The organism is Rhizobium sp. GCM10022189, assembly GCF_042656325.1.
Classification (GTDB): domain Bacteria; phylum Pseudomonadota; class Alphaproteobacteria; order Rhizobiales; family Rhizobiaceae; genus Rhizobium.
The window spans coordinates 164,024-190,096 of the sequence record NZ_JBHSOR010000046.1 but is presented as its reverse complement, the minus strand read 5'-3'; the positions used below and the strand labels follow the sequence as shown (position 1 = coordinate 190,096).

The 26,073-nt window shown below is 63.0% G+C and carries 27 protein-coding genes; 12 read left to right on the top strand and 15 right to left on the bottom strand.

What is annotated here, in order from left to right:
• Window positions 1-34: 34 nt before the first annotated feature.
• Window positions 35-307, top strand: coding sequence for a hypothetical protein (locus ACFPWW_RS19090; protein ID WP_112567455.1), 273 nt, complete (start codon window positions 35-37; stop codon window positions 305-307).
• A 175-nt stretch (window positions 308-482) separates the two neighbouring features.
• Window positions 483-740: a CrpP-related protein gene (locus ACFPWW_RS19085; protein ID WP_112567458.1), complete on the top strand. Its 258-nt coding sequence runs from the start codon at window positions 483-485 to the stop codon at window positions 738-740.
• Here ACFPWW_RS19085 and ACFPWW_RS19080 read toward each other — a convergent pair.
• Window positions 689-1,765 carry a LysR family transcriptional regulator gene (locus ACFPWW_RS19080; RefSeq protein ID WP_377312948.1) on the bottom strand — a complete coding sequence of 359 codons (1,077 nt, stop codon included), beginning with the start codon at window positions 1,763-1,765 and terminating at the stop codon, window positions 689-691. The genes ACFPWW_RS19085 and ACFPWW_RS19080 overlap by 52 nt on opposite strands.
• A gap of 2 nt (window positions 1,766-1,767) precedes the next feature.
• Between ACFPWW_RS19080 and ACFPWW_RS19075 the strand changes: the two genes are divergently transcribed.
• From ACFPWW_RS19075 to ACFPWW_RS19050, 6 genes are all read left to right on the top strand, one after another.
• On the top strand, window positions 1,768-2,307 hold the full coding sequence (locus tag ACFPWW_RS19075; RefSeq protein WP_377312947.1) for a cupin domain-containing protein: 540 nt from the start codon (window positions 1,768-1,770) through the stop codon (window positions 2,305-2,307).
• Window positions 2,308-2,619: 312 nt separating this feature from the next.
• Window positions 2,620-3,357 carry a dienelactone hydrolase family protein gene (locus ACFPWW_RS19070; RefSeq protein ID WP_377312946.1) on the top strand — a complete coding sequence of 246 codons (738 nt, stop codon included), beginning with the start codon at window positions 2,620-2,622 and terminating at the stop codon, window positions 3,355-3,357.
• A 160-nt stretch (window positions 3,358-3,517) separates the two neighbouring features.
• The gene (locus ACFPWW_RS19065; RefSeq protein WP_377312945.1) at window positions 3,518-4,267 is read left to right on the top strand and encodes an AraC family transcriptional regulator; all 750 of its coding nucleotides are present in this window, start codon (window positions 3,518-3,520) and stop codon (window positions 4,265-4,267) included.
• A gap of 113 nt (window positions 4,268-4,380) precedes the next feature.
• A complete protein-coding gene (locus ACFPWW_RS19060; RefSeq protein WP_377312944.1) occupies window positions 4,381-5,340 on the top strand; it encodes an alpha/beta hydrolase in 960 nt (319 codons plus the stop codon).
• A 37-nt stretch (window positions 5,341-5,377) separates the two neighbouring features.
• Complete coding sequence (locus tag ACFPWW_RS19055) at window positions 5,378-5,905, top strand: nuclear transport factor 2 family protein (protein WP_377312943.1); 528 nt, start codon at window positions 5,378-5,380, stop codon at window positions 5,903-5,905.
• Window positions 5,906-5,935: 30 nt separating this feature from the next.
• Entirely contained in the window at window positions 5,936-6,457 is a 522-nt protein-coding gene (locus ACFPWW_RS19050) for a nuclear transport factor 2 family protein (protein ID WP_377312942.1), read from the top strand.
• 19 nt (window positions 6,458-6,476) lie between these two features.
• Here ACFPWW_RS19050 and ACFPWW_RS19045 read toward each other — a convergent pair whose 3' ends face one another.
• Window positions 6,477-7,091: a TetR/AcrR family transcriptional regulator gene (locus tag ACFPWW_RS19045; protein ID WP_377312941.1), complete on the bottom strand. Its 615-nt coding sequence runs from the start codon at window positions 7,089-7,091 to the stop codon at window positions 6,477-6,479.
• A gap of 131 nt (window positions 7,092-7,222) precedes the next feature.
• On the opposite strand from ACFPWW_RS19045, the gene ACFPWW_RS19040 reads away from it, so the two are divergent.
• The gene (locus ACFPWW_RS19040) at window positions 7,223-7,987 is read left to right on the top strand and encodes an SDR family NAD(P)-dependent oxidoreductase (RefSeq protein WP_377312940.1); all 765 of its coding nucleotides are present in this window, start codon (window positions 7,223-7,225) and stop codon (window positions 7,985-7,987) included.
• A gap of 37 nt (window positions 7,988-8,024) precedes the next feature.
• On the opposite strand, the gene ACFPWW_RS19035 is transcribed toward ACFPWW_RS19040, so the two are convergent.
• The 7 genes from ACFPWW_RS19035 to ACFPWW_RS19005 all read right to left on the bottom strand — a co-directional run bounded on the left by ACFPWW_RS19035 (window position 8,025) and on the right by ACFPWW_RS19005 (window position 17,690).
• Window positions 8,025-10,016 carry a polysaccharide biosynthesis protein gene (locus ACFPWW_RS19035; protein WP_377312939.1) on the bottom strand — a complete coding sequence of 664 codons (1,992 nt, stop codon included), beginning with the start codon at window positions 10,014-10,016 and terminating at the stop codon, window positions 8,025-8,027.
• A 118-nt stretch (window positions 10,017-10,134) separates the two neighbouring features.
• Window positions 10,135-10,695 carry a sugar transferase gene (locus ACFPWW_RS19030; RefSeq protein WP_112758943.1) on the bottom strand — a complete coding sequence of 187 codons (561 nt, stop codon included), beginning with the start codon at window positions 10,693-10,695 and terminating at the stop codon, window positions 10,135-10,137.
• A gap of 330 nt (window positions 10,696-11,025) precedes the next feature.
• Window positions 11,026-12,246, bottom strand: coding sequence for a plasmid replication protein RepC (gene repC, locus ACFPWW_RS19025; protein WP_377312938.1), 1,221 nt, complete (start codon window positions 12,244-12,246; stop codon window positions 11,026-11,028).
• A gap of 208 nt (window positions 12,247-12,454) precedes the next feature.
• Window positions 12,455-13,447 carry a plasmid partitioning protein RepB gene (gene repB / locus ACFPWW_RS19020; protein WP_377312937.1) on the bottom strand — a complete coding sequence of 331 codons (993 nt, stop codon included), beginning with the start codon at window positions 13,445-13,447 and terminating at the stop codon, window positions 12,455-12,457.
• A gap of 196 nt (window positions 13,448-13,643) precedes the next feature.
• Entirely contained in the window at window positions 13,644-14,864 is a 1,221-nt protein-coding gene (gene repA, locus ACFPWW_RS19015) for a plasmid partitioning protein RepA (RefSeq protein ID WP_112567487.1), read from the bottom strand.
• Between the two features lie 741 nt (window positions 14,865-15,605).
• Window positions 15,606-16,883 carry an L-fuconate dehydratase gene (locus tag ACFPWW_RS19010; RefSeq protein WP_377312936.1) on the bottom strand — a complete coding sequence of 426 codons (1,278 nt, stop codon included), beginning with the start codon at window positions 16,881-16,883 and terminating at the stop codon, window positions 15,606-15,608.
• A 72-nt stretch (window positions 16,884-16,955) separates the two neighbouring features.
• A complete protein-coding gene (locus ACFPWW_RS19005) occupies window positions 16,956-17,690 on the bottom strand; it encodes an SDR family oxidoreductase (RefSeq protein WP_112567491.1) in 735 nt (244 codons plus the stop codon).
• A gap of 356 nt (window positions 17,691-18,046) precedes the next feature.
• On the opposite strand from ACFPWW_RS19005, the gene ACFPWW_RS19000 reads away from it, so the two are divergent.
• The 3 genes from ACFPWW_RS19000 (at window position 18,047) to ACFPWW_RS18990 (ending at window position 20,360) form a co-directional block, all read left to right on the top strand.
• Window positions 18,047-18,832 carry an IclR family transcriptional regulator gene (locus ACFPWW_RS19000; RefSeq protein WP_377312935.1) on the top strand — a complete coding sequence of 262 codons (786 nt, stop codon included), beginning with the start codon at window positions 18,047-18,049 and terminating at the stop codon, window positions 18,830-18,832.
• Window positions 18,833-18,909: 77 nt separating this feature from the next.
• The gene (locus tag ACFPWW_RS18995) at window positions 18,910-19,734 is read left to right on the top strand and encodes an amidohydrolase family protein (protein ID WP_112567495.1); all 825 of its coding nucleotides are present in this window, start codon (window positions 18,910-18,912) and stop codon (window positions 19,732-19,734) included.
• A gap of 218 nt (window positions 19,735-19,952) precedes the next feature.
• A complete protein-coding gene (locus ACFPWW_RS18990; protein WP_112567497.1) occupies window positions 19,953-20,360 on the top strand; it encodes a helix-turn-helix domain-containing protein in 408 nt (135 codons plus the stop codon).
• A 45-nt stretch (window positions 20,361-20,405) separates the two neighbouring features.
• On the opposite strand, the gene ACFPWW_RS18985 is transcribed toward ACFPWW_RS18990, so the two are convergent.
• From ACFPWW_RS18985 to glpD, 6 genes are all read right to left on the bottom strand, one after another.
• Complete coding sequence (locus ACFPWW_RS18985; RefSeq protein ID WP_112567499.1) at window positions 20,406-20,672, bottom strand: hypothetical protein; 267 nt, start codon at window positions 20,670-20,672, stop codon at window positions 20,406-20,408.
• Between the two features lie 58 nt (window positions 20,673-20,730).
• The gene (locus ACFPWW_RS18980; protein ID WP_377312934.1) at window positions 20,731-21,477 is read right to left on the bottom strand and encodes a TfuA-like protein; all 747 of its coding nucleotides are present in this window, start codon (window positions 21,475-21,477) and stop codon (window positions 20,731-20,733) included.
• The gene (locus ACFPWW_RS18975) at window positions 21,474-22,736 is read right to left on the bottom strand and encodes a YcaO-like family protein (protein ID WP_377312933.1); all 1,263 of its coding nucleotides are present in this window, start codon (window positions 22,734-22,736) and stop codon (window positions 21,474-21,476) included. The genes ACFPWW_RS18980 and ACFPWW_RS18975 overlap by 4 nt, the downstream gene beginning before the upstream one ends.
• A 13-nt stretch (window positions 22,737-22,749) precedes the next feature.
• The gene (locus tag ACFPWW_RS18970) at window positions 22,750-22,893 is read right to left on the bottom strand and encodes a hypothetical protein (RefSeq protein ID WP_377312932.1); all 144 of its coding nucleotides are present in this window, start codon (window positions 22,891-22,893) and stop codon (window positions 22,750-22,752) included.
• Between the two features lie 102 nt (window positions 22,894-22,995).
• Window positions 22,996-24,948 (bottom strand): tetratricopeptide repeat protein, encoded by a 1,953-nt coding sequence (locus tag ACFPWW_RS18965; RefSeq protein WP_377312931.1) that lies wholly within the window; start codon window positions 24,946-24,948, stop codon window positions 22,996-22,998.
• Between the two features lie 204 nt (window positions 24,949-25,152).
• Window positions 25,153-26,073 (bottom strand): glycerol-3-phosphate dehydrogenase (gene glpD / locus ACFPWW_RS18960; RefSeq protein ID WP_377312930.1); only part of this gene is annotated, 921 nt, incomplete at its 5' end.

Below are 26,073 nucleotides of genomic sequence, written 5' to 3'. Positions count from 1 at the left end.
GCAACATTCTCCGGCAATTTTTGAGGAGACCAAAATGTCGCTCGTAACCGTGCCCGGTAAAATCCGCCTTTGTGGCACCCACGCTGTTCTGGTCATGGCCGAAGGAAATCTGCATCAGGCCGTATGCATAGCAGGCGATGCTCTTCCTTCCTTCGCTGGTGACATGATCCAAGGCCTCCTGGAGAGGCTTGACCTGTATGAGGGTATCGCCGACCGCAAGTTTGCGCATGGCGAACTGGCCTATGACGGGCGGGTTTGGATTACCTCATCGGACATCGATCCGCGATCTCCGCAAAACCGGCTTTGACAATTGCCTGAAATCCGAAAAAGCCCCTTGGTGGCCGCCAACCGGTGACGGCTGACTGGCTTATCCGGTCACGTCACCCTCACGAAGCCGATTGTCCCGGATTAACTCATTAATTAGCAATCCCTTGCATGAGCGGCCGATGATGTTAGCCTCATCGCACTGTTGAGGATTGCATATGACGATTGAAGAGCTGATCGATCTGCAGGAAGAAGGTTCACGGGCCTGCGTGCTTGGATTGAAGGCGCACGAGAACCCCTATCTCGAACCGCACAGGATGCCCACTGACGATGCCGGTGCTCTCGGCGATTGGCTTGCGCGGCACGACGCGTGGAAATTCGGCTGGGAGGCGGAAGACGCCAGTCGTGAAGGCCGGATTGCCACTCACTTCAAGGGACTGATCTCGCTTCCCAAACGGCGGGTGCTCGACGCCTGATCCCTTGGAGACCGCGTCCAGGCAGGCCGCGCGCCGAATTCCTCAGCCGTGACGGGAAAGCTCACTTCGTCGAGCGGCTTCAGGAGATCGATGATCAGGCCACGCAACCACGCGTGCTCGCGGTTGCTCATATCGCGTTTGCGCCAGTAGAGATACATGTCGATCAGCGGCATCTCGAACGGCAGGCGGTAAGCCACCAGTCCGAGCTTATCGGCAACCGACAGGGCAAATCGTGCCGGCAGCACGCCGATCAGATCGCTCTGGGCCGCCACGCGGCCGACACCGTAATAGCCCGGCATGGTGAAACGCACATTGCGCGATCGGCCGATCCGCTCCAGCGCGGCATCCTCGAAATGGCTGAAATCGTCGGTGACGGAGAAGATCACATGCGGCAGGCCGCAGAAGAGGTCGAGAGGAAGCACGCTTCCCCATGTTAGGCCGCGCAGCATCGGATGATCCTGCCGTGCGACGACCATATTCGTCGCCTGAAAGGCGCGTTGTTTCTCGATCCAGACCGGCGGATCGATGGAGATCGAAAGCACCACGTCGAACCGGTCCGCCGCCAGCATGGCCGGAAAGCTCGCGGTCGCGGCCGGCAGCATCTTCAGCCGCATGTTCGGCGCGCTCCGCGTCAACAGGTCCGCAAGCTGCGGCATCAGCATCTCGTGGAAATAATCCGACGCCCCGATCACGAACGACCGCTGGCTCCTGGAAGGGTCGAAGCTTCCCCCGCCCGATAATGCGTGTTCGAGGCTTTCGAGCGCTGCGCGCACCGGGACCTGAAGGGAAAGGGCAAAGCCTGTGGGAACGAGAAGATTGCCTTCCCGCACGAATAACGGATCGCCAAGAATATCGCGAAGCCGCCTGAGCGCCGAACTGACGGCAGGCTGGCTGAGGCCGACGGTCTCGCCGACGCGTGTCGTGTTGCGCAGCGCCAGCATCGCATCCAGCACGCGCAGCAGGTTGAGATCGAAGGCACGGAAATTCATATGGTGAATACCTGGAATACGAACTGTCGATTTCATTTATGGCCTCGATTGCGCGAGAAGTCATCTGGCGATACCGGCCGGTCGCGCTCTGGTTCACTTTCCTTGGGACGATCAACATCATGACCCTTTACGCCGACATATTGCCGGCCGGCACGACCGTGTCCTGGCTGCATTCCGTCTATAAGATCCTGCTTACCCCTCATGAGACGAACGGCCTGCTCGGCATGTTCTCCGCTGTCGGCGCGCCCGATAGCGGGCCACCCCGCCACGTTCACGAAAACGAGGACGAAACGATCCACATCGTCGATGGCGAAGCGGAATTCTGGCTGGAGGGAGAGACCTTCCGTCGCGGGGCCGGCGACACTGTCTTCGTGCCGCGCGGCAGGGAGCATGCCTTTCATATCGTCAGCAACACGCCCGCACGCTTCATCACCTGCCTCACACCCGGCGGCTTCGAAAGCTTCTTTGCCGCTGCGGCGCGAGATGGCCTGCAAATCCCGCAGCACGGCAAGGAACTCAACGCTCTGGCGGGGCAATATGGCTGCAGGTTCACCGGCCCTCCGATCCGCCAACGATAATCGCACCGCACATGGTCAGGACGACGCGCCAGTTCCCGATGCCTTCCCGCTCGGCGAGAAGACGGGCGACAGAGGTCCGATCTGCGCCGATCACCTTCCGGTCGCATGGCCCGAGGGCTGGCTTGACGACAGCCTGATGCGCTGGGCCGTCCGGTTATTCAGCATTCGGCTGTGAGCCTGAGGGCCGGACGCGGCCCTCAGGCATGACGAGTGAGTCGCGCCGCCACATATTCGTGTCTTGAGACTGTCGGCAGCCTTTGCCAGATTGGCGGCAGCGGCTTCGGGCTGCTTTAAAATCAAAGGGATTGGTTCATGAAACGCGATATTGAAATCACGACGGCCGACGGCGTTGCCAGGGCGTCGATTTTTCGCCCCGAAGGCAGCGAGGGCAAGGTTCTGCCCGGCATTCTCTATTACATGGACGCGCTCGGGCCGCGCGAGGCGACCGACATCATGGGCGAGCGCCTGGCCGCTGCCGGCTATATCGTGCTGCTGCCCGATCTCTTCTACCGTTTCGGCTCATACGGCCCCTTCGACGGCTCCTCCTTCGGCAACGAGGCTTCGCGCGCCGAGATCATGAAGATGATCCGCGAGACGACGCAGGAGATGACGAAGAAGGACAGCCGGGCCTTTCTCGACGCGCTCGAAGCCGAAGGCGTTTCCGGCCCGGTCGGCGTCGTCGGTTACTGCATGGGCGGCGGTCGTGCCTTGACGGCAGCGGCCACCTATGCCGACAGGATCGCGGCCGCTGCAAGCTTCCATGGCGGCAATCTGGCAAGCGAAGCGCCCGACAGCCCGCATCGCCTGGCCGCCGGCATCAAGGCGCGCGTCTATATCGGCGTTGCCGGGATCGACGGCAGTTTCCCGCCCGAACAGTCCGCGCGCCTAGCCGAAGCGCTGCGCACGGGCGGTGTCGACCACATCATCGAGAACTATGTCGGCATGTCGCACGGCTGGACCGTTCCCGACCGTGGCGCGATCTACAACGAGAAGGGCTCCGAACGGCACTGGAAGCGCCTGCTCGAGCTTTTTGCGGAAACGCTTGCCTGACGATCGGCAAGCGCGAACGGCGCACGGCAGCCCGGCGCTTCGGCAAGGGCCTGCGCTTTCATGACGCAGCCGTGAACGCCCTGCGATTGAAATTGCCGCTGGCCGGCCTAACATCAGCCCCATGAGCGGATTGCGGGCGCGCCTGGCGCAACAGCGACTGATGGCCGAAAGCTTTGATGTGCCGCCCGGCGGCGGCGCATTCGTGCTGCCGCATCTGGCGGTCGGCCTCTTCCTCAACGACCAGCCGGACCATCGCATTGCGGTCGGATCGGATCGTCGCAGGCCGGTGCCGCTTGCGGCCGGCGAGGGCTGGATATTGCCGGCAGGCGCATCCGGCATCTGCGAATATGATGCCCCGCTCTCCTATCTGAAGCTCGCACTGCCCACGGCCTTGCTCGCCGATGTCGGCTTCGAGCGCGCACGGGATGCAGGCCCGGTTGTCGGCCGCATCGATCCGCTGCTGGCCGGGCTGGCGCGCCAGGCGGTCGCGTCGGCGAAAGAGCCGGCATCGCTCTATCGCGATACGATGGAACTCGCGCTTGCCGCCCATCTTGCCCATCTTCTGTCGCCGCGCGCGGCCGGGACGGCAGCGGCCGACGACCGGCGCCTGCAGCGCGCCGTCGCCTATATCCAGGACAATATTGCCGAAGATCTGTCGCTGGAGGAGATTGCGGCCGAGGCCGCGATCAGCCGCTTCCATTTCGTGCGCGCTTTCCGCAATGCTTTCGGCACGTCGCCCTACCAATATGTGATCCGCGAGCGGATGGAGCGTGCCGGGATCCTGCTCAAGACGACGCGGCTGCCGGTCGCGGAAGTCGCAGCCCGGGTCGGTTACGGCGACGTCTCCCGTTTCGGCCGGCATTTCCGACGCCATGCCGGCGTCACACCGGCCGCCTTCCGCACGGGCTGACGGCCGCAAAGCGCAAGAAAGGCCCGTCCTTCGCCAAGAATGACGCCTGTGGCAGGCACCCCTTCCTGCCAGATTTCCTTCGACGCCAATGAGGAGCGGATGGAGGATTTGCCATGAGACGCCTTGTCCTTTCGACGATCGGTGCGGCCCTGATGAGCGCCGGCGCCATTGCCGCCGATATAGAGACGCGGCCTGTTTCCTTCGAGAACGAGGGGACGACGCTCGCCGGCACGCTCTACCTGCCGGCCGATTTCCGGCCCGGCGAGAGGCGCCCCGGCGTGCTGGTCACAGGCGCCTGGACATCGGTGAAGGAGCAGATGTCGGGCCTTTATGCCCGCGAGATGGCCGAGCGCGGCTTCGTGGCGCTCGCCTTCGATTTCCGCGGCTGGGGACAATCGGGCGGCGCGATCCGCTTCAAGGAGGACCCGGCCACCAAGACCCGGGATATTTCGGCCGCCGCCAGCTATCTCGCCGGCCTGCCGGAGATCGATCCGTCCAGGATCGCCGGTCTCGGCATCTGTGCGTCCGCCGGCTATATGGCGGCGGCCGCGACGGGGAACGCGCATTTCCGAAGCGTGTCGCTGGTCGCCCCCTGGCTGCACGATAGCGGCATCGTCGAGCAGGTCTATGGCGGCAAGGACGGTGTCGGCCGGCTGATCGCCCTGTCGCGCCGGGCCGAAGAGGCCGAACGGAACGGCGAGCCCCAGGTCATCACCGCCGCCAGCATGACCGATGAGACCGCGCTCATGTATCGGCTTCCCTATTACACGGAGACCGGCCGCGGGCTGATCCCCGAATATGACAACCGGTTCAACCTCGCCTCCTGGGAGCCGTGGCTGACCTATGATTCCGTCTCGCTCGGCAGCCGTCTCGACAAGCCGGTCCTGATCGTGCATTCGGAGGCGGCCGCCGTGCCGCAGGGCGCCCATGCCTTCTTCTCGCGGCTGACGGGCGAGGCCAGCGAGCTTTGGCTCGACAATGTCAGCCAGTTCGATTTCTACGACAATCCGCCGGATGTCTCACGCGCCGCGGATGCCGCAGCCCGGCATTTCCGGCGCATCAACGCACACTGACCGCACCTTTCCCGAGCCTGGTTTCAAGGAGAGCCCGATGAAGCCCCTGACCCTGATGACGGCGATCTGCGCCCCCTTTGCCTGCCCCGGCACGGCAGGCGCCGAGCCAATCGGCATCGACGACCGCATGGCCATCATCGATCGGATCACGGATATCGCCGCCGGCGCCGACCGGCATCAGTGGGATCGCGTGCGCGGCGCTTTCGCCGAGACGGTCACGCTCGATTATACCGGCCTCTGGGGCGGCAAAGCCACGAGCCAGAGCGCCGACGAGGTGGTGGCCCAATGGTCGGGCTTCCTGCCGGGCTTCGAGCGGACGCTGCATCTTGTCGCCAACCACGCCATCGTCGCGGCCGGCGAGACGACGGCAACGGCCGAGGCCGATTTCCAGGCCGTCCATCGCATCGGCGCCGATAGCTGGACGCTGATGGGCCACTATCGCTACGAGCTTGCAAAACGCGACGGCGCCTGGAGGGTCACGCGGCTGACCATGATGCCGACGCATGAGACCGGCGACCGCGGCCTGGTGGACCGTGCCGCGACGCGCGCCAGGGCCTCTCGCTGAATAATCCCCTCTCGACCCAAGGAGACCGACATGCGCATTTCACAGCTTCCCGCCATCGCCTTCGCGCTGTTTTGCGCAGGCGCATCCATGGCCGCCAGTCCCGGTGAGAACTGGCCCGGTGAGAACAGGCCCGATGAGAACAGAAAGGTGATTGCCGATTATTACGCTGCCTATGCCAGCGGCGACATGAACCGGGTCGCCGGCTTCTTCGCCGACGATATCGAATGGCATATTCCCGGCCATCATCCGCTTGCCGGCACCAAGCGCGGCAGGAGCGAGGTCGCCGCCTTCTTCCGGGAACTCGGCAAGTCCGGCTTCCGGGCCGAGCTCATCGCGCTGGCGGCCGATGAAAACTGGGTGGTCGACATGCATCGCGGCTGGTCCAATCGCGAAGGCGGGGCCAATGTCGATACGGTCTGGGTGCTTGCCTTCCGCATCGAGGACGGCAAGATCCGGGAAGCCCGCAATTTCGCCTTCGACCAGGCCGCGGCCGACAGTTTCTTCTGGCGGACCTATCCGCTGAAACCTCTGCCTGAACGACTGGCGCAATAGGACAGATGCGCAGACCGGCCTATCGGCGGCGATGGTGCCGGACCATGCCTTCAAGCGCGGGGGCCGCGGCACGGGCGACCGCCATGAGGGCGTCCTGCCCGCCGCCGTCGCGGGCCAGCAGCGACATGCCGTTCTGCAGCGTGGCAAAGAAGACGGCAGCGGCGGCGTAGTCGAACGTATCGGCCAGTTCACCCTCACGGACGGCGCGCTCGAACCTTTTCATGATCCGGCTGATGTTTTCGGCGCGGCGCAGCCTGAGATCCTCGCCGATCGCCGCGATCTCGCTTTCGGCGGGATTGGAGCCGAGCACGATCATGCAGCCGGAGGGCTGGTCCGGGCGGCTATAGGCGCGGGCGGTATTGACGAGGAAACCTTCGATCGCCGCGGCAATCGTCTCCCCCTCGAGGGCGTTCCAGATCTCGTTGTTGACCGTTGCCTGATAGAGATCGAGCGCTTCGGTAAAGAGCGCCTCCTTGGAGCCGAAGGCGGCGTAGAGGCTCGGCGGCGCGATGCCCATGGCCTGGGTCAGGTCGCTCATCGACGTCTCCTCGAAACCCTTCTGCCAGAAGAGATGCATGGCGCGCGAAAGCGCCTGCTGCCGGTCGAAGCTTCTCGGGCGTCCGCGTTCGCTCATTTCGGATTTCCTCAGCCTGCCTTCCCCAGCCCGGTCGGCTTCCATTCTGTATCGATCAATACATAAATCGCTTGACGGCGGGATGCAATCGCAGCATGAATTCTGTATCAATCACTACAGAAAGGAAAACCATGTCTGTCCTTGATGGAACGCTGCCTGTTCTGAAGGGAAAAGTTGCGCTCGTCACCGGCGGCAGCCGCGGCATCGGCGCTGCGATCGCCAGGCGGCTTGCGGCCGATGGGGCCGCGGTCGCGCTGACCTATGTGAACGGGGCGCAGGCGGCCGCCAAGGTCGTCAGGGCGATCGAGGCCGCAGGCGGAACGGCGCTTGCGCTCAGGGCCGACGCGGCCGACGCCGCCGAGGTCGAGGCGGCGGTTGCAGCCGTTGCGCAAGGCTTCGGCCGCATCGATATTCTCGTCAACAATGCCGGGATATTCCACGCCGCGCCGATCGAAACCCTGTCGCTTGCCGATTTCGACGCGACCATCTCGATCAATCTCCGCTCCGCCTTCGTGGCCTCGAGGGCGGCCCTTGCCGTCATGCCGGACGGCGGCAGGATCATCTCGATCGGCAGCAATCTCGCGGTGCGGGCCACCTCTCCCGGCCTCAGCCTCTATACGGCGAGCAAGGCTGCGATTGCCGGCCTGTCGCAGGCGCTTGCCCGCGAGCTCGGCCCGCGCGCCATCACGGTCAATGTCGTGCATCCCGGCTCGACGGACACGGACATGAACCCGGCAGACGGCCCGCATGCGCCCAAGCAGAAGGGTCTGATGTCCAATCCGGCGGGTTTTGCCGATCCAGGAGAGATCGCCGATGTCGTCGCCTTCCTCGCCTCGCCGGCCGCCCGCTCGGTCACGGGTGCGGCCTGGACGGTCGATAACGGGGCCAATGCCTGAAACCGGAAAGAAAGGCCCGGCGCAAACCGGGTCCTGATTACGCCGCCGTATGGGCCTCGGCGGCGCTGAGCGCCAGATCCGTGACCTCGCCGGTCGAGGCATAGCCGGAAACGAGCTCGGCGAGCATCAGGCGGGCGGCCGGAATGTCGTTGCGGTCCAGCGCCGCGTCGAGCGCCTTCAGGCGTTTGGAAAGCTCCGGCCAGAAGAGGAAATCCTCGCGCGCCTTCATGATGCGCGGATGCTCGGTCGTCTCGGGATTGTCGCCGATCAGCAATTCCTCAAAAAGCTTTTCGCCCGGCCGCAGGCCGGTGACAGAAAGCTCGATATCGCCTTCCGGGTTGTCTTCGCTGCGCACCGTCAGGCCGGAAAGATCGATCATCCGGCGGGCGAGATCGGCAATGCGAACGGGCTCGCCCATGTCGAGCAGGAAGACGTCGCCGCCATCGGCCATGGCGCCGGCCTGGATGACGAGCTGCGAGGCTTCCGAAATGGTCATGAAATAGCGGGTAATATCCGGATGCGTCAGCGTCACCGGGCCGCCGTCCCGGATCTGCTGGCGAAACAGCGGCACGACCGAACCGGAGGAGCCGAGCACGTTGCCGAAGCGGACCATGGAGAAATTGGTGTGTGTGCCGGCCGGCCTTTCGGCCGACAGGGCCTGCAGCACCATTTCGGCAAGCCGCTTGCTGGCGCCCATCACATTGGTCGGGCGGACGGCCTTGTCGGTGCTGATGAGAACGAAATTCGACACGCCGTATTTTTCCGCCGCCTGGGCGGTAATCAGCGTGCCCATGACATTGTTCTTGATGCCTTCGACGGCATTCTGCTCGACAAGCGGCACGTGCTTGTAGGCGGCGGCATGATAGAGCGTCTGCGGGCGCCAGCTCATGATGATGTGTTCCATGCGGTCGCGGTCGCGCACGGAACAGAGGATCGGCACGATCTGGACCTTCTGCCGGTCGTAGAGCTCCGAAAGCTTCTGCAGTTCGCCGTGGATCGCATAAAGGGCATATTCGTTCTGCTCGACGAGGATGAGATGCGTCGGGCCGCTGCGCAGGATCTGGCGGCAGAGTTCGCTGCCGATCGAGCCGCCGGCGCCCGTCACCATCACCACCTTGCCGAGCGTCGCCTTGTCGAGCAGCTCCTGGCGCGGCGCAACGGCCTCGCGCCCGAGCAGGTCCTCGATTTCGAGTTCGCGGATATCGGAAACGGCGATGCGGCCCTGGGCAAGGGCGGTCAGGTCCGGCAGCGTGCGGACGTTCACCCGCGCCTTGCGGATCTGTTCGAGGATCTCGTTGCGGCGCTGGCGCGATGCCGACGGCAGGGCGAGCAGAACGTTGTGCACGTTAAGCGTCTGGACGAGCATCGGCAGGTCGCCCGGATCATAGATCGGCAGGCCGCCCATGATGCCGCCCTTGAGCTTCGGATCGTCATCGAGATAACCGACGACATTCAGCTCGGCACTGTTCGTCAGCGCAGCGGCAAGCTGCCGGCCGGAACTGCCGGCGCCGTAGATCAGCACCTTTGCCATCGCGCCCCTGCGCAGGATGCGCTGATAGGTGTCGCCGAGCCAGTAGCGGATGCCGAGGCGCGAAAGGCCGATGGCGATCAGAAGCAGGAAGGGCTGCAGGATGCCGACGGTGCGCGGGATGCCGGGAACGCTGAGGGCGGTGAAGATCGTGGCGAAGGCAATGCCATAGATCGCGATCGCCTTCAGGACGGCCAGGAAGGCGGCGATGCCGGCATAGCGGAAGATTGCCCGGTACATGCCCATGACGATGAAGATCGGCAACGCCAGGCACAGCGAGACGAGAACCGCAAGCCATTGCACGCCCGTCAGCACCGTCCATTCGTTCAGGCGGAAACAATAGGCGAGCCAGATCGTCAGGACACAGAAGCTGGAATCGACAATGAGTGCAAGAATGCGCTTGGCCGGACGCGGCATCGCCAAGAGCGGCCCGACCAGTGCCTGCATCGACATCCAGGACCGGCTGGCCGTTGATCCGTCGTTGGAAGGATCATCATGCATGTTTATACTGTCCACCCATCATTCCAGCCTGACTTCTTCTTGTCCTTTTCGATCTTAAGTGCAACCGAAATAATCGTCGGTCGTGCAAGCAACCTGTTTATAACCTTAGGTCGTAGCCTCAATGGGTTATGCCCTTGCTGCCCAATACCTTGCCGACCGTCATGGCCAGAATGCGCATATCCATGACGAAAGAGCGGCGCCTGAGATAATCAACGTCGAACTCCACCTTCTGAGGTATGGGCAGTTCGTCGCGCCCGTTGACCTGCGCCCAGCCGGTCAGCCCCGGCAGCAGCGCATCGACGCCCTTGGCCGTGCGCAGCGCGATGAGGTCGTCCTGGTTATAGAGCGCCGGGCGCGGGCCGACGAAGCTCATCTCGCCCTTCAGGATGCACCAGAGCTGCGGCAGTTCGTCGAGGCTCGATTTGCGCAGGAACCCGCCGATCGGCGTCAGGTAGCGGGAGGGATCCTCGAGCAGGTGCGTCGCGACTGTCGGGGTGTCGATCCGCATGCTGCGGAATTTCGGCATCCGGAAGATCACGTTGCGCCGCCCCACCCGGTTCGACCAGTAAAGCACCGGCCCTGGCGAGGTCAGGCGCACGCAAACCGCCACGACCGCGATCGGAACGATCAGGATTATGGATGCCACCACAGCCAGGAAAAGGTCCACCGCCCGCTTCAAGTCCGTCCTCGTCTTTCGCTCACTCTGCCCGGCCTCCAGCGGCCCGCCCTGCCCTATCGTTTCCGGCCAATTCACGTCAACGATCCTTTCCGGCCTGCGGGCGCTTTATGCGTTGTTTCTCAGGCATTTGCGGCAATTGGGCCACCGTTTTGCGGCAATGCAGTTCACCCAAGCCATTGACATGACATATCTATCTCACGTTTACGGAAGTCAAACCATCTTTCATTTCCGCCACCCGTTTACGGCTTGAAAAGCCCGCGTTGTGCAATCGTCCCATCCGGGTGCCGTTTCCGGCCATGACGGGCCGCCATCGCGGCTCCTCAAGCGCGTTCACGCCCTCCTGCGCGCAACCGGACTGTTCTGCCGCACCAGCGCCATCAGCATCGGCCCAAGCGAGAACTCTCCTCGTGCTCCCTTGCGGGTCAGGTCGCGCAGATAGCCGCCGGGCGAGTTGATATGATTTGCCCGTTCGAGCATGCAGGCGATGACGACGGCGGCATTTTCCCGGCCGAAGCTTTCGCAAGCCGCCTGATAGGTCTCGGCGGTGATCCCGAGCATGGACCGGACGGTGACGGCAGCGGTCACCAGATCCCTCCAGCCCCTGATCGATCCTCCCTGCGCATAATCGGCAATCTGCGGGCAGGCCTGCAGGATGAAGGCAAGAGGGAATATCTGCTGGGGTTCGTTGACCCGAATGCTCCCAGGCATGGGTACGTCTGCGGCCGTTTCCACTTGCGCTGCCGGAGAAGATTCTAATTCAAGAGAGTCTATATCTGAATTCTGTATGTGCGGTTCATTTTGAACCACACTGGCGCTCGTTTTTTGGGAATTATCGAAATCTGTCAACAGATTGACGATATTCGCGCGAAGCACTTCGAGCTTCAGGCGCACGTTGTCGAGATCGCAGGCTTCAGGGTTGCGGGGAAGGCAAGCGAGATGACGGGCATAGGCCGTCTCGATGTCGTCCCAGTTGCCGGGAACACTTTCTTCGATGGCGGCATCGATCAGCTTTCGCACGTCGCGGCGGCAGATCGTCAGCCGCTCTCGGGCGCGCCGCAGTGCGATCCGGTCGGCCTCGATCTTCCGCGCCATGGCGGCCAGCTCCTCGCTGCGGGCAAGGAGAGGCGCCAGGCTGAAGCCATAGGCCTCCTCCAGTTCGCCTGACGTCTTGCGGCGGGCAAAACGTTTTCCGTTGGCGCTATCCCTGCGGGTGATCAGCCCGGCATCGACAAGAGCCGCCAGATGCCGGCGCAGCGTGGTGACTGCAATGCCATGTGCACGCACCATCAGTTGCCGGTTGGAGGGAAAGACGACCATGCTCGCCTCACCGGAGAGATGGCTCTCGGGATAGAAGGAGAGAAGGGCGTTGAGGACCGCAAGCGTGCGGTCGGAAATGTCGAGCAGCGGACGTGCTTCGCAGATATCGCGGAACAGCTTCCACTTGTCGACGGACTTGTCCGGCTTAACTGATTCGGCCTGAAGCTGACCTCTCATCAAGGCAAGCGACATCGGCCGCCGCCCGAAAGGCGTCGTTACGAGTCCCGTATCCATCGTGGTTCACCTTATACAAAGGCAAATCATCAGCGCCCGCCAAAACGGCGTTCAAAAACCTTGACAGTGATTCCGGGAAGTGCGATTCTCTGGGTGCTAAACGAGAGAAGAGGGCTTCCGGATGTTTTGTTCGGGGGCCTTTTTCTTTGCCTATTGGCTCCTTTTCCTAACAGTCAAATCCTCGTCAGCAGGCCTAACCTGCCAACAGTTATCGTTGTGACCGGACGGCGCCGAACTCCTCGAAGAGTTCATCCAGTCGGGTCGTGAGATAGTCGGCAAAGTCAGGCACCATACGCTCGTCGAACGTGATGCGCGTCTTGGTGCCGGAGCGCTCGATCTGTGCCGCCCTCTGTCCTTGCCGTGTCTTCCAGGTTTCGCCCGCCGCCTTTTTCGCGTCACGGGCGGCCATTTTCGACAATATGCGTTGCAGCCGCTGATCGCTGTCGAGATCGGCGAAGCCTTCGTCCTCGATGATCGCCTCGACCTTCTTCGGCGAGGAAGAAACGGCATCGACGAGCGCCAGCCACCGGGCGCGGCCGGCTTTCGGTGCCGGGCCGATGGCCAGGATCACGGTCTGCGGCACGCCACGGGCAACCGAGATGTAGCGGCTGAGATCGGCCTTGTCGGTGGAGAGCGCCGCCATGATGACATCCCGCGCGTAACCCGCCTCTTCCAGGCGATGGGCAAACAGCGCCTTCTCGATGAAGGAAAGATCCTGCCGGTCGAGATTTTCCTTGCCCTGGGCGATGACCAGTTCGTCGTCGCTGAGATTCTGTACGATCGCCTTGACCTTGAGCCCGAGCTTTGCCGCGGCGCGCAGACGGCGACGGCCATAGGCGATCTGGTAATGCCCGTCCTTTTCAGGGTCGGGACGCACCAGGATCGGCACCTTCTGCCCATGTTCGGAAATGCTCGTCACCAGCGCATCGAAATCGGCGTCGCGCTCGATCGGGATGCGGTCGCTGATCGAGGAATTGGAAATATCCGACGGCTCGATTTCCAGAACGGAGAAACCGGAGGAAATCTGCGCCTGCAGGCGGCCGGCGGCGCGCGCCGCCTCCGTCATTTCCTGCAGCGACGCGCCCATGGCCGAAACCGCTCCGGTGCGCACGCGCTCCGGGTTTTTCTCGACACCGGCCGAAGGCAGCGGCGCATCCGCCTTGCGCATGAAGATCGAATTGAGAGTATCGCGTCGGCTCATCAATTCTCTCCTTTCCGGTCAGATACGGGCAAGCCGGACGGGCGCAGTTGGGAGCTCCCAACGCGTTTGCGGATGGCCGCCAGATGGAGGGGCTCTTGCCGGATGCGTTCACGGCAACGGCCTCCGTTGGGAGCTCCCAACAGAGTGGCGGCTGTTTCGCCGAAAGCCGACAGATCGGTGCGGATCGAAGGGAACGTCATGTGCGCCCCCATGCCTGGCGGATCAGCGCCTCGACCTCGCCGTTGACGGCATCGAGAGCTTCCATCGCCCGGTCATAGGTCGAGCGTGTCAGGTTCTCGCGGCCGATCTCATAGAGCGTCTGCTTGGTGAGGCCCGCATCGGAGACGGCTGCCGATTTCACCATTGCGTTGATCATGACGTGATCGTCGAACAGGTTGCGCAGGAGGGCTGCGACCTTCGTCTGCGGCGCGTCCTGCGGTTCGTAGCGGGTCAGCAGGTAGCGGATGAAATCGTAGTTGAGCTCGCCGCCGGCTTCGCGCACGACCGAAAGAAGGTCGTGCGTCATCAGCAGGAACTGGCTCATCGAGGCCACGTCCAGCATCTGCGGATGCACGGTGACGATCATCGAGGTCGCCGCGCAGAGGCCGCTCAGCGTCAGGTATCCGAGCTGCGGCGGGCAATCGAGCACGACGACATCGTAGTTTTCGGCGACATCGTCCAGCGCCTTGGCGACGCGCATGAAGAAGACGCCCTCGCCATCCCTGGAGCCGCGCATCAGCGCGCGCGGCGTCGTATGCTCGAACTCCATGAGTTCGAGATTGCCGGGGATGAGATCCAGGCCGTCGAAATAGGTATTGCGCACCACGTCGGAGAGCGGGCGCCGCTCGTCGTCGTAACGGATCGCCGCATAGAGCGTCTCGTTGGAGCGGACATCGGTTTCCGGCATGACGCCGAGCATGGCGGACATGCTGGCTTGCGGATCAAGGTCAAGGGCGAGCACGCGGTAGCCCTGCAGCGCAAGATATTGCGCAAGATGCACCGAGGTCGTGGTCTTGCCCGATCCGCCCTTGAAGTTGGTGACGGCGATGACCTGGAGATGTTCGTTCTCCCTGCGGCGCGGCAGGAAATCATGGGCCTCACGCCCGCGGGCCGAGGCCGCAAGCAGAACACGCAGCTCGTTGAGCTGGCGCAGGGAATAGAGACGCCGGCCGTTGCTGGCGACATCGGGCTGCGGGCCTTCGCCGGCAAGGGTCATCTTTCGCAGGGTCGAATCCGACACGCCGATCAGCTTGGCCGCCTCGCCGGAGGTGAACCGGCGCAGCGTCTTGCTGGCGGTCGGCGGAAACAGGGCTTCGCTGATCGCCTGCAGCTGCGAGCTGATCGTCGACGCATGGGCGCCGATCGTCTCATCGACGCTACGCTGAAGGGTCCGAGAAGTCCTTTGTGGCTTGCTCACGCTCTAATCTTTCATCACGGAAAAACGCCAGAAACGGCTTTTTAAGCGTGACGATTACCGATCGCAGCGATTCTGGCAAGGTATTCCGATGAAACAAGGCCTTAGCGGGGGCGCCGGAGAACACGAGTTTACGACAAGGGGATTACAATTTCCTCTGATATCTCCATCAGTTAACAGAAATCCGATTCCCTTTGCAAAGCTGTGCCATCCTCACATCATTTTTTGCGCCCGGCATGGCGAAGCCAGCCTTTTGATCCCGCAGACGACACCTCGCGCATCCCCTTGAGAAGAATCAGCTATTACCGATTCCTAATCTTTGCCGGCAAAGGATCTGGCGACACAGGGGACCGGGAGGCCCGCTCCGGCGATCCCGTCGGCCGTGACGAGGTTGCTCGAACACGCCTGCCTCGCCCGTCCGGGAGGCAGGATCGGTGAACGCTGCCTCTGTGCGGGAGGGGAGCAGGCACAAGGATCCGGGCAACGCCCTATTGCGGGGCCGGTCGTATCAAAATCGAACAGGCTGTGGCGGAATCAATCCGCGAAATGGATTCCGTTTCGATGAAAGATGCCAGAAAAAACAGCGAGTTAGAAAAGCGCGAAACAGGCTGTCCGAAGCTCGCGGAAACCGCTCCTGCGAGCCCGTCTCCCTAGACCACGTTTATAAAAGATCCGGCGTGCTTTCGCAATGGCTGGCATGTTTCTATCCCCAGCAGACAGAGGGAAGCCACGATGCTGCCTGCCCTAGCCGCGGAATGTGTAGCCGGCAATCGAGGCCGGTTTCATCTCGATCGAGAAGCCGGGGCGTGTCGGCGGGATATAGGCGGCGCCCCTGATGGTGCAGGGGTCGAGGAAATGTTCATGCAGATGGTCGACATATTCGATGACACGGCCGTCCTTCGTGCCTGATACCGCCACATAATCGATCATCGACAGGTGCTGCACATATTCGCAGAGCCCGACACCGCCGGCATGGGGCCAGACGGGCAGGCCGAATTTCGCCGCCACCAGCAGTACGGCCAGCACCTCGTTCAGTCCGCCCATGCGGCAGGAATCGATCTGCACGATATCGATCGCGCCTTCGGCGATGAACTGCTTGAACATGATGCGGTTCTGGCACATCTCGCCGGTCGCGACCTTCACCGGCGCGATGCCCTGGCGGATCTTGCGGTGGCCGGCAACGTCGTCGGGGCTTGTCGGTTCCTCGATGAAGAAGGGCTTGGCGAAGGCGAGCTGCTTGACCCAGTCGATCGCCTGGCCGACCTCCCACACCTGGTTGGCGTCGATCATCAGATAACGGTCCGGGCCGATCACCTCGCGGGCGATCCGGAGGCGGCGGATATCGTCCTCAAGGTCGCGCCCGACCTTCATCTTGATGTGGTTGAAGCCGGCATCGATCGCTTCCCGGCAGAGCCGGCGCAGCTTCTCGTCCTCGTATCCCAGCCAGCCGGCCGAGGTCGTGTAGCAGGCATAACCTTCCTTCTCGAGCGTGGCGATGCGCTCGGCCTTGCCGGCTTCGGCTCGTCTCAGGATGGCGATCGCCTCGTCGCGGGTCAGGACGTCGGTGAGGTAGCGGTAATCGACGATATCGGCGATTTCCTCTGCCGGCATGTCCGCAACGAGGCGCCAGACCGGCTTGCCGGCCTCCTTGGCAAGCAGATCCCAGACGGCGTTGACGATAGCGCCGGTCGCCAGATGGATCGCGCCCTTTTCAGGCCCGATCCATCGAAGCTGGCTGTCGCTGGTCAGGTGTCGCCAGTATCTGCCGGGATGGGCGAGCACGTCCGAAAGCTCGGTGCCGACGACGAGATGCCGCATGGCCTCGATCGCGGCGCAGCAGATGTCGTTGCCGCGGCCGATGGTGAAGGTCAGGCCGTGGCCTGCGAGATCCTTCCTGTCGGTCTCAAGGATCACATAGGCGGCGGAATAGTCCGGATCGGGGTTCATCGCATCGGAGCCGTCGAGGCTTTGCGAGGTCGGAAAGCGCAGATCGAAGACGCGGAGGTCGGTAATGCGGGTCATGGTGTCTCTCCCGTCTGGCCGGGGCCGTTGGGCGGCCGGCATCCGCTCGTGCGGAGCCGGCCGGGGAATGGTTCAGATCGTCCATCCGCCGTCGATGGCATAGGCCTGGCCGGTCGTGTAGGTCGCGCCGGCGAGATAGACGGCGAGATCGGCGATCTCTTCCGGCGTGCCGAGGCGGCCCAACGGCTGGCGGGCGATGAAGGCGGCGCGCGCCGTCTCGTAATCGCCTTGGGCGCGCATGCGCTCCTGCAGCGAGGGGCTTTCCACCGTGCCGGGGCAGATGCAGTTGCAGCGCACGCCCTGCGCGACGTAATCGGCAGCGACCGACTTGGTCAGCCCGATCACGGCTGCCTTGGTCACGCCATAGGCGAAGCGGTTCGGCACGCCCTTGATGCTCGAGGCGACCGACGACATGTTGATGATTGCGCCATCCTTGCGCTCCAGCATGCCGGGCAGCACCGCGCGGATGGTGCGGATCATCGCCTTGACGTTGAGATCGAAGGCAAATTCCAGGTCGGCATCCTGCATCTCCAGCACCGAACCGTTATGGACGACGCCGGCGCAGTTGAAGAGAATGTCGACGGCGCCGATCTCGGCCACCAGCGTCTTGACCGCATCCTCGTCGAGCACGTTCAGCTTGTGAGTGGCGATCCCGCTCCCGGCGGCCAGGGCTGCCAGCGCATCCCTATTGATATCGGTGGCGTGCACCCTGGCGCCGGCAGCGGCGAAGGCGAGTGCCGTGGCGCGGCCGATGCCCTGACCGGCTGCGGTGATGAGAACGGTCTTGCCGGAAAGATTGCTTGTCATGTCATGGCCTCTTCGGGGATTTTCGCGCGCTGGCGGTGATGCTGGAACCTGTCTCAAAAGGATCGGTCGTGAAGGCCGCGCCCGGTCGAACGCCCTCTCCGGCGAGACCGCGCCGGGCCGCTGGTTTCGATATCCATGCGCTGCATGGCATCCTCCCTCTCCCCTTGTCTCCTGTCTCGCCGGAGCGGGACTTTCCGGGAATTGCGGCGTCCGGCGCCAGAAGCACGCCGGACATCTCCTCACGCTTGATTTGTCTGTTTATAGACAAACAGACGATGGCTCCACGGTCAAGCGAACTTTTTCTTTTCCGCTGCCCTGTCTGCGTATATGCAGAGTGATATTCACAGGAGAGAAAAATGGAGACCGAAGAGGCAGATCGCTATCGCGCTCCGGCGCTCGACAAGGGTCTCGATATTCTCGAACTTCTGGCAGGCGTCGACAGCGGCCTGACGCAGGCGGAAATCGCCAAGCGGCTGGAGCGCAGCCCGAACGAATTTTACCGCATGCTCGACCGGCTGGTAAAGCGCGGTTACGTCACGCGGCTCGACGGCGACCGCTATTGCCTGACGCTGAAGCTCTTCGGGTTGGCGCAGCTGCATGCGCCGGTGCGCCGACTTGCCTCCTACGCCACGCCGCTGATGCGCGATCTTGCCCAGCGCTCCCGCCAGGCAAACCATCTTGCCGTCTTCGACCGGGGTTCCGCCGTCGTCATCGCCCAGCAGGAGGCGCCCGATTATTGGGGCCTCTCGATCCGCGTCGGTTCCCACATCAGCCTCTTCGACACCGGCTCCGGCCATGTGCTGCTTGCCTTCCGCAGCGACGAAGAGCGCGAGATGATGATTTCCGAACATGTGCGCAGCCGCGAAGATGCCGATCTCGGCCCGGAATTCTACGAGCGGCTGAACCAGATCCGCGAGCGTGGCTACGAGATGATGGCAAGCGCGCAGACGGCCGGCGTCTACAATCTGTCGGCACCGGTCCTGGGGCCGGACGGGCGCGGCATTGCGGCGCTGACCTGCCCCTATATCGCGCTGGTCAACGCGCCGGCAGCGCCCGACATTACCCAGGCGATCGCCATGGTGCAGAAAACGGCGGCCGAGCTTTCCGCGCTCGCCGGCGCCACGATCGCCGTGGGGGGTTAGAGCGAGCGGAATTTTTATTTGAACAATCCATTCACCAAGGATAGGTTGCTGCCAACCACTCTTTGGAGGAGAAGAGCGTGTTCATCGATACCCATCTGCACGTCATCGACCGGTCGGCGCTGAGCTATCCGTGGCTTGCCAATGTGCCCGATCTCGACCGCGATTTTCTTTACGGGACCTATGCGGCCGAAGCCAGACGCTGCGGCATTGCCAAGGCGCTGCACATGGAGGTGGATGTCGATCCGGTCATCATGCAGGCCGAGACCGATTATGTCGGCCGCCTCGGCGATCTGGTGGCTGGCGCGATCGTCGCCTGCCGGCCGGAGGAAGCCGGATTTGCCGCCTATCTGGAGCGTCAGAAGGCCGATCCCTTCGTCAAGGGCTTCCGGCGCGTTCTGCATGTGGTGCCGGACGACGTTTCGGAAGGCGCGCTTTTCCGCGAGAATGTCAGAAGGCTTTCCGGCACCGGACTGACCTTCGATCTCTGCACGCTGCCGCATCAGGTCGGCAAGGTCCTCGCGCTCGCCGATGCCGCCCCCGATGTGCAGTTCGTGCTCGATCATTGCGGCAACCCGGATATCAGGTCGAATGCATTCGAGCCCTGGAGCCGCGGCATTGCCGAAATCGCCCGCCGGCCGAATGTCGTCGGCAAGATCTCCGGCATCGTCACCAATGCCGATCCGGCAAGCTGGACGGCGGAAAACCTGCGGCCCTATATCGAGCACGTCATATCGAGTTTCGGCTGGGATCGCGTGGTCTGGGGCAGCGACTGGCCCGTCTGCACGCTGGCAAACGGCCTTTCCACCTGGGTTGCGGCCACCCAGGCAGTGCTGTCGGGCACGGCGGAAACGGAGCGTTCGCGGCTGCTTTTCGCCAACGCCCAGCGTTTGTGGAAGCTCTGAACCTCACTGGGGCTCGCCCCTTTCGCGTTCAATTCTGGCCGATTCCCGTCTGAAGCGATCTGTCGCGGCGTGCAATCCGCAGGGGCTCTCGGATGGCGCGATGTTTTGCCCAGGCTAAACTACATCCAAACAATTGCTAGGTTGAACCAACTCGGCTAAAAGTTGTTGTTGCCGGGCGTGTAAGTTGTCAGCCCGGTTTTCGCAGGAGGGAATATCAGATGAAAGAAGAACCGCATTCCGTGGACGTTCACGTCGGCAAGACGATCCGCATACAGCGACTGCTGAGAAAGGTTTCTCAGACGGAACTGGGCGATCGTGTTGGCGTGACCTTCCAGCAGATCCAGAAATACGAAAAGGGCTCCAACCGCGTTTCTGCCAGCATGCTCGTCGAAATCGCCGGCGCGCTGAACGTCGATGTCAGGACCTTCTTCGACGACCTGACGGCGCCTGCAGCCAATGCGAACGATAATCCCGCTCCGAGCGAAGAATTCGTCATTTCGCGTGAGGGTGTACAGCTCAACGCTGCCTTCTTCTCGATCAAGAACGAGCAGCTCCGCAAGAAAATCCTCAAGCTCGTCCAGGCGATCGCCAATACCGAGCAGATGGAAGCCGACGCCGCGGAATAGCACGCCGGCCTGATTTTCTGGCGCTCAGCGCACCCTGCACCAGGGCTAATGGCGATCGATCACGATCAGATTTTCGCCAGCGTCCTTCATTGCGATCTTGGCTTTGCTGCCGACGAGTTTTTCGAGGTTCGCATCGAGTTCCCTGTCCGGATCGATGCCGTCCCAATCGATGACGACCTGCAGCAGCGCCATGTTTGTCAGGTGCATGAGACTGCGCAGCTGAAGTTTTTCAGCCTCGTCCCTGGCTGCCGACAGCAGCCGGAAGAGTCTTGCGTATTCTCTGCCTGCACCTTCGTCCCTTGTTTCGAACATTGTTTCCGCCCTCGACAACAGTCATTTCCCCACCCAAGGCACATTGGGCCTGGAACCGTTATTCGAGCGTTACAGGCTGCATCTGCTGCGTGACTTCGGCCTGCAGCAGCTCGAAATGCGAGGTCGCCGCAAAGCGCCAGTCACGCTTCGTTGACGCGAATTCTTTCTTTTTCAGCCATTCCAGCACGAGCCTTGCGTCGCCACGTTTGCGTTCGACGCGATTGGCCCGGATGGCGGCCAGGATCTGCTCGCGCCGCAGCTTGCGGGCAAAGTGCGACTCTTCGACCACCCTGGCATAGGTCCGTTCGGAAAAATGCAGGAAGCGGCCGGCCAGCAGCAGCTTCTTGCGCTCGCTGACGGTAATCTCGCCTCTCGCATGCAGGCCCTCGATCGTCGGCTCGAAATCGACCCAGGGGACCGAAAGCGGCAGCCAGCCGAGTTCCTGCGGCGCATGGACGAGGGCGACAGCCTCGTCGTCCATCAGGTCGCCGGATTCGTAATCGTCGAAGATCGAGCCGATGCCGACCATGCCGAAGGCGGCGCATTCGGCAGCGCGCAGCGCCCCCATGCTGGCACCGCCGGCAACGGCCACACCTTTCGCCAGCGCAAAGAGGATTTCCTTGTGCCAGACGGATGGCAGATCGCCGAAATAACCGTCGACCAGGCCGATCGCGGTTGCCCCTTCATAGACGGCCTTGAGGATGTCGCCGCAGGCGGCAGGCGGGCGGAAGTCGATATCGGGATGCTCTTTGCGCGCTGCAGCGATCTCGCTTGCAAGGCTCGGGCCGACGAAGAGGATCTTCATGCCGCGGCCTCCCGGATGACATTGACGGCGCGCAGGCCGAGCTGGATGTACTGGCCGCTGATATCGACCTCCAAGCCCGGCACGATCATGCGCACGACGCAAACCGGAAGGGCCGGATGCGGCAGCGGCACGGCGACGATCTGGCCGATGCCCGCCGCCCTCAGCCGGCCGGCTATGTGGCGGATCGTGTCCTGGATCGTTGCCGGGCGCTGCGGGCGCATGGGGAAGGGTTTCAGCGCCGCGTCGTCGTTGCAGAGATCGACGACCTGGCGCATGCCGGCGCTGCGGTCGATCCGCTGGTAGATCTTCGGCGAGAAATCGTCGCGGCTGCCGGCGATCGCCGTCAACCGGCTCTGGGCGGCCTCGGTGATGGCGCGAAGGGCGGCACGGACGGGATCGGGATGGCAGCCGCAACCGCCGCAGACCTGCGCCCAGCGTGCATCGACGCGGTCCGAGAGGTTGCCGGGAATGATGATGGCGAGAAAAGCCGGTACACCGATATCGGTGGTCATGTCGATCAGGAGCAGGCGCATGCCGGCCTGACGGATGCGATCGACCATGACGTCGATCACGGCGTCGCCGAAGGCGAGCGGATCGATGCGGTTCTGCTTGAGCTGTTCTGGAGATTTGAGCTGGGTCAGCGCCCAGGCATCGCGCTCGACGAGTTCACAGAGCCCGTGCAGCACCGCCTCGGCCGGCGTATTGCCCGACGCAAGGCCGTCGCTCGATTGTTCGAAACCCGGCGGGCGTTCGCCGCGATGGTCGAGGCCGACCAGCCACCAAGGCACGAACGTGGTGCTGCCCGAGAGGAGGTCGAAGCCGGAGCACCAGGGGATCTGGCCCTCGCCGATCTCGTCGGGCGCGCAGCGCGCCACGCTGTCGAGGTCGATCATGGCGGCCCGCTCGGCTTTCATGGTCGCGACACTCGCAAGCGTCAGATCGGCAGGAGCGATTTCGGCGACGCGGGTTTCGATCGCTTCCATGGCCGCCGAGGTCATCGCTGCTTCCTTGTCGATGCCCTTGCCCTGGAAGACCGACAGCGTATGGCTGTTCGGCCGCGTGGCGAAGGCAACCGGAATGTTCAGCACGTCGAGCCCGGTCAGCAGCCCCACGCGGGTGATGCCGAGATCGCGCAGGTGCGGCTTGATGGCCGCAAGGGTCTGCGCCGGCGTCATCGACCGGTCGTGATAGCTGTTGACGCCTGCCGATGACCGCTGGAGGTCTTCGGCAAGCACTGCAAGCTCGGTAGATGCTGACATCAGCTGCTATTCCTTAGCGGAATTTCAGGGCGTGCGTCAGGTTTTCAAGGCCGTTCGGCGAGACGTTGAGTTCATCCTGCTTCACGGCAGCCTTAGCGGCAGCAGAGAAGCGGAGCGTCTGGGTCTGGATTGCGGCGTTGGTTTCAACGGTCTTCATGGTCTCTCTCCAAAAGGTTGGGCGGCCGGCCGCCGTTAACCATTGGAAGAGAGCATTGCCTGCGTCATTCAAGCGTTACAGGCATTGTTAAAATGTGAGGTATCAGGGCAATCCTGCCAGCTGGAGGGCATGAATCAGCCGATTGGTATGAACCTGCTCGCGGTCCGGGATGAAGTGACGGATATCCTCACTGCGGAAATCCGGGAAATTCTCCAGCACGACCTTGGCATATTTCTGCGCCTTCTTGAGGTCGCCGGCCATGGCGTGCGAGGCGGCAAGCAACCGGGCCGTGGCCTGCTTGGTCTTGACGGGCTCCAGCGCCTCGATTGCTTCCTCGTATTCTCCGCGGTCGAAATGAATGCCGCCGAGGTTCCAGTAATAATAATCCGGCGGCAGCGGATTGAGCTTGAAGGCGGCCTTGCTCAATTCGAGTGCCTTGTCGAAATCGGCATTATGCAGCAGCGCATCGGCATAATCGGCGAGGATGTCGGCATCGTTGGGATTGAGCTCGCGCGCCTGTTCGAACATTTCCAGGCTTTCCTCGAAGCGGCGGCGATAAAGCGCCACGAAGCCAAGCTCGCGATAGGCCCGGCCGCTGTTCGGGTCGGTCTGGCGCGCCATCCTTGCGGCGCTATAGGCTTCGTCGAGCAGTTCCCGGTCGTGCATGCCGCGGATCAGCCATTCCATGCCGAGCGCGCGCGACATGCCGGCATGGGCGGGCGAGAAATGCTCGTAACGGCTGAGCGACGACTTGAACCATTTGCGCGCCTGGCGCAGGTGCTGCAGGTCGGTCTGTGAAATCAGCCGCTTGCCCTCCAGATAGAGGCGATAGGCGGAAGCCGGCACGTCGCCGAGCGGCATGGCCAGTTCGTAGCGCTCGATCGTATCGGCAAGCGTCATGACGATGCGCCGGGTCAACTGGCTGAAGGCTTCGCTGATCTTCTGCATCGCAAAGGGAATTTCGACCGCCCAGAGCACTTCCGACGTCGCCGTGCGCGTCAGCCGGCAGGTGGCATAGACATCCTCGTCGCGGCCCTGGATCGTCACATAGACGGCATAATCGAAGGACAGGTCGAGCGGGCCGATGGTCGGGCGCGTCGGGTCGAGCGCGCGGCTCAGCATTTCCAGGCTCGTATGGGCGGCAATCACCTTGAAGCCGCGCTGCTGGCTGAGGCCGATCGTGACATCTTCGAGCAGCGCACGGCCCACCCGCTCCATCAGCGGATCGGTGAAGATGCTTTCGGGCGGCAGGATGACGATGCGCGGCTGGCCGGCCGGATCGATCAGCAGTTCCGAAGCGGGGCGAAGGCGGTCCGCCGCCGGCTGCGCGGCAGCCAGGATGCCGAGTTCGCGGGCAAGGGCGGTGGTGGCCTCGTCCGGCTCGATGTCGAAATCGTCCTTGAGCTGGCTGCGGCATTTCAGATAGGCCTGACGCGCCGCCGGCAGGTCGTTCATGCGGGCATGGGCGCGCATCAACGCCCGGCAGGCGATCTCGTTGGCGGGGTCGAGCTCGATCAGGCGTCTGGCGAAGGCGATCTGGTCTTCGTCCGGCCGCTGGTCTTCACTTTCCAGCAGACGGACAAGATGCGCCGAGCGCGCTTCGTTGATGCGCTGGCGCTCGAATGTCAGCCAGTCCTCGGCGCCCTGCGTCGGAGACTTGACGCTTTCAAGCAGTTCGCCGAGCAGGGCGACGCTTTGCTCAGGCCCCAGCACATCCTTCTGCTTGAGCATATCGAGGTCGATCTCCCAGCCGGGCGCAAGGCCGAGATGGGTGCGCGTAGCGACCAGCAAGGGCGGCAGGCCTTCGGGAATGCTCTGTTCGATGCGCGACAGAAGCTGGCGCAGGCTGCCGGCCCGTTTTTCGGGAAGCTCGGATTGCCAGAGCTGGCATCGGATGGTTTCGCGGTCGACCAGCGGTTCCGACGACAGCGCTAACATTGCCAGCAGGAAATAGGACTTTTCGGGCAAGGGCAGTTCGGTCCCGGCGGCCAGCAATCGCGGCCTGCCGAGCAGACATAATCTGTTCGCTTTCACTTCCCCGGTTGACCCGTCCATTACGGTTCTCACCTTCAAGGGCCGGAACGCCTGCAGCGAACCGACCGGTTCCATGATGTTAGAGTGAATAGCGCGCAACGGGAAGCGCTTTTGCTTTGATGAGGCAATATTTTCATCGAATATTTACGTTCCGGCCGCTGCCTGCTGCCAACACACTTTACGAATACTGCATATGGGCGCGAGACACCGCCCTGTTTCGGAGCATCATCCCGCCATGCGGATCGGCGCTGCGGCCATATATTCATCCAGCGCCGCCGCTTCCGCGCCCGAGAGATAGAGCCCTTTCTTGCTGCGCCGCCAGAGCACATCGTCAGCGCAGACGGCCCATTCGTTGTCGATGAGATAGCGCACCTCGGCCTCGTAGAGATCGGAGCCGAACAGCCGGCCGAGATCGTCCGTCTTGCGGGCATCGCCGAGCAGCGTGGCGGCCTTGGTGCCGTAGCGGCGGACGAGCCGGCGCGCATGGGCATCGGCCAGGAACGGATAGCGGCCCTTGAGTTTCGTCACTTCCGCCTCGTAGCCCTGCACCGGAAAGTCGCCGCCCGGCAGATGGCTGCCCGCCGTCCACGGTTTGCCCCTGGCACCGATCGCCTCGCCGATCTTCTCCAGCGCATGTTCCGACAGCCGCCGGTAGGTGGTGAGCTTGCCGCCGAAGACGTTGAGCAACGGTGCCTCGCCCGCCTTGCCCTCCACCTTCAGCACATAGTCGCGCGTCGCCTCCTGCGCCTTCGAGGCGCCGTCGTCAAACAGCGGACGCACCGCCGAATAGGTCCAGACGATGTCCTCGGGCCTGACCGGCTCCTGGAAATATTCCGAGGCCGCGTTGCACAGATAGGCCGTCTCTTCCTCAGAGATCTTCACGTCCTTCGGATCGGCGGTGTAGTCGCGGTCGGTGGTGCCGATCAGGGTGAAATCATTCTCGTAGGGGATGGCGAAGATGATGCGGTTGTCGGGGTTCTGGAAGAAATAGGCGCGCGGGTCCTCGAACTTCTTCTTCACGACGATGTGGCTGCCCTGGACGAGGCGCACATGGCGGGCCTCGTTATGGCCGAAGGCAGAGCGGATGACGTGATCGACCCAGGGACCGGCGGCATTGACCAGCATGCGGGCCTGATGGCTCTCGCC

Coding starts and splice junctions, on each gene's coding strand:
- ACFPWW_RS19090 (WP_112567455.1), top strand. CDS start 35: ATGTCGCTCGTAACCGTGCCCGGTAAAATCCGCCTTTGTGGCACCCAC.
- ACFPWW_RS19085 (WP_112567458.1), top strand. CDS start 483: ATGACGATTGAAGAGCTGATCGATCTGCAGGAAGAAGGTTCACGGGCC.
- ACFPWW_RS19080 (WP_377312948.1), bottom strand. CDS start 1,765: ATGAAATCGACAGTTCGTATTCCAGGTATTCACCATATGAATTTCCGT.
- ACFPWW_RS19075 (WP_377312947.1), top strand. CDS start 1,768: ATGGCCTCGATTGCGCGAGAAGTCATCTGGCGATACCGGCCGGTCGCG.
- ACFPWW_RS19070 (WP_377312946.1), top strand. CDS start 2,620: ATGAAACGCGATATTGAAATCACGACGGCCGACGGCGTTGCCAGGGCG.
- ACFPWW_RS19065 (WP_377312945.1), top strand. CDS start 3,518: ATGGCCGAAAGCTTTGATGTGCCGCCCGGCGGCGGCGCATTCGTGCTG.
- ACFPWW_RS19060 (WP_377312944.1), top strand. CDS start 4,381: ATGAGACGCCTTGTCCTTTCGACGATCGGTGCGGCCCTGATGAGCGCC.
- ACFPWW_RS19055 (WP_377312943.1), top strand. CDS start 5,378: ATGAAGCCCCTGACCCTGATGACGGCGATCTGCGCCCCCTTTGCCTGC.
- ACFPWW_RS19050 (WP_377312942.1), top strand. CDS start 5,936: ATGCGCATTTCACAGCTTCCCGCCATCGCCTTCGCGCTGTTTTGCGCA.
- ACFPWW_RS19045 (WP_377312941.1), bottom strand. CDS start 7,091: ATGAGCGAACGCGGACGCCCGAGAAGCTTCGACCGGCAGCAGGCGCTT.
- ACFPWW_RS19040 (WP_377312940.1), top strand. CDS start 7,223: ATGTCTGTCCTTGATGGAACGCTGCCTGTTCTGAAGGGAAAAGTTGCG.
- ACFPWW_RS19035 (WP_377312939.1), bottom strand. CDS start 10,016: ATGCATGATGATCCTTCCAACGACGGATCAACGGCCAGCCGGTCCTGG.
- repC (WP_377312938.1), bottom strand. CDS start 12,246: ATGGATACGGGACTCGTAACGACGCCTTTCGGGCGGCGGCCGATGTCG.
- repB (WP_377312937.1), bottom strand. CDS start 13,447: ATGAGCCGACGCGATACTCTCAATTCGATCTTCATGCGCAAGGCGGAT.
- ACFPWW_RS19010 (WP_377312936.1), bottom strand. CDS start 16,883: ATGACCCGCATTACCGACCTCCGCGTCTTCGATCTGCGCTTTCCGACC.
- ACFPWW_RS19005 (WP_112567491.1), bottom strand. CDS start 17,690: ATGACAAGCAATCTTTCCGGCAAGACCGTTCTCATCACCGCAGCCGGT.
- ACFPWW_RS19000 (WP_377312935.1), top strand. CDS start 18,047: ATGGAGACCGAAGAGGCAGATCGCTATCGCGCTCCGGCGCTCGACAAG.
- ACFPWW_RS18990 (WP_112567497.1), top strand. CDS start 19,953: ATGAAAGAAGAACCGCATTCCGTGGACGTTCACGTCGGCAAGACGATC.
- ACFPWW_RS18985 (WP_112567499.1), bottom strand. CDS start 20,672: ATGTTCGAAACAAGGGACGAAGGTGCAGGCAGAGAATACGCAAGACTC.
- ACFPWW_RS18980 (WP_377312934.1), bottom strand. CDS start 21,477: ATGAAGATCCTCTTCGTCGGCCCGAGCCTTGCAAGCGAGATCGCTGCA.
- ACFPWW_RS18975 (WP_377312933.1), bottom strand. CDS start 22,736: ATGTCAGCATCTACCGAGCTTGCAGTGCTTGCCGAAGACCTCCAGCGG.
- ACFPWW_RS18970 (WP_377312932.1), bottom strand. CDS start 22,893: ATGAAGACCGTTGAAACCAACGCCGCAATCCAGACCCAGACGCTCCGC.
- ACFPWW_RS18965 (WP_377312931.1), bottom strand. CDS start 24,948: ATGGACGGGTCAACCGGGGAAGTGAAAGCGAACAGATTATGTCTGCTC.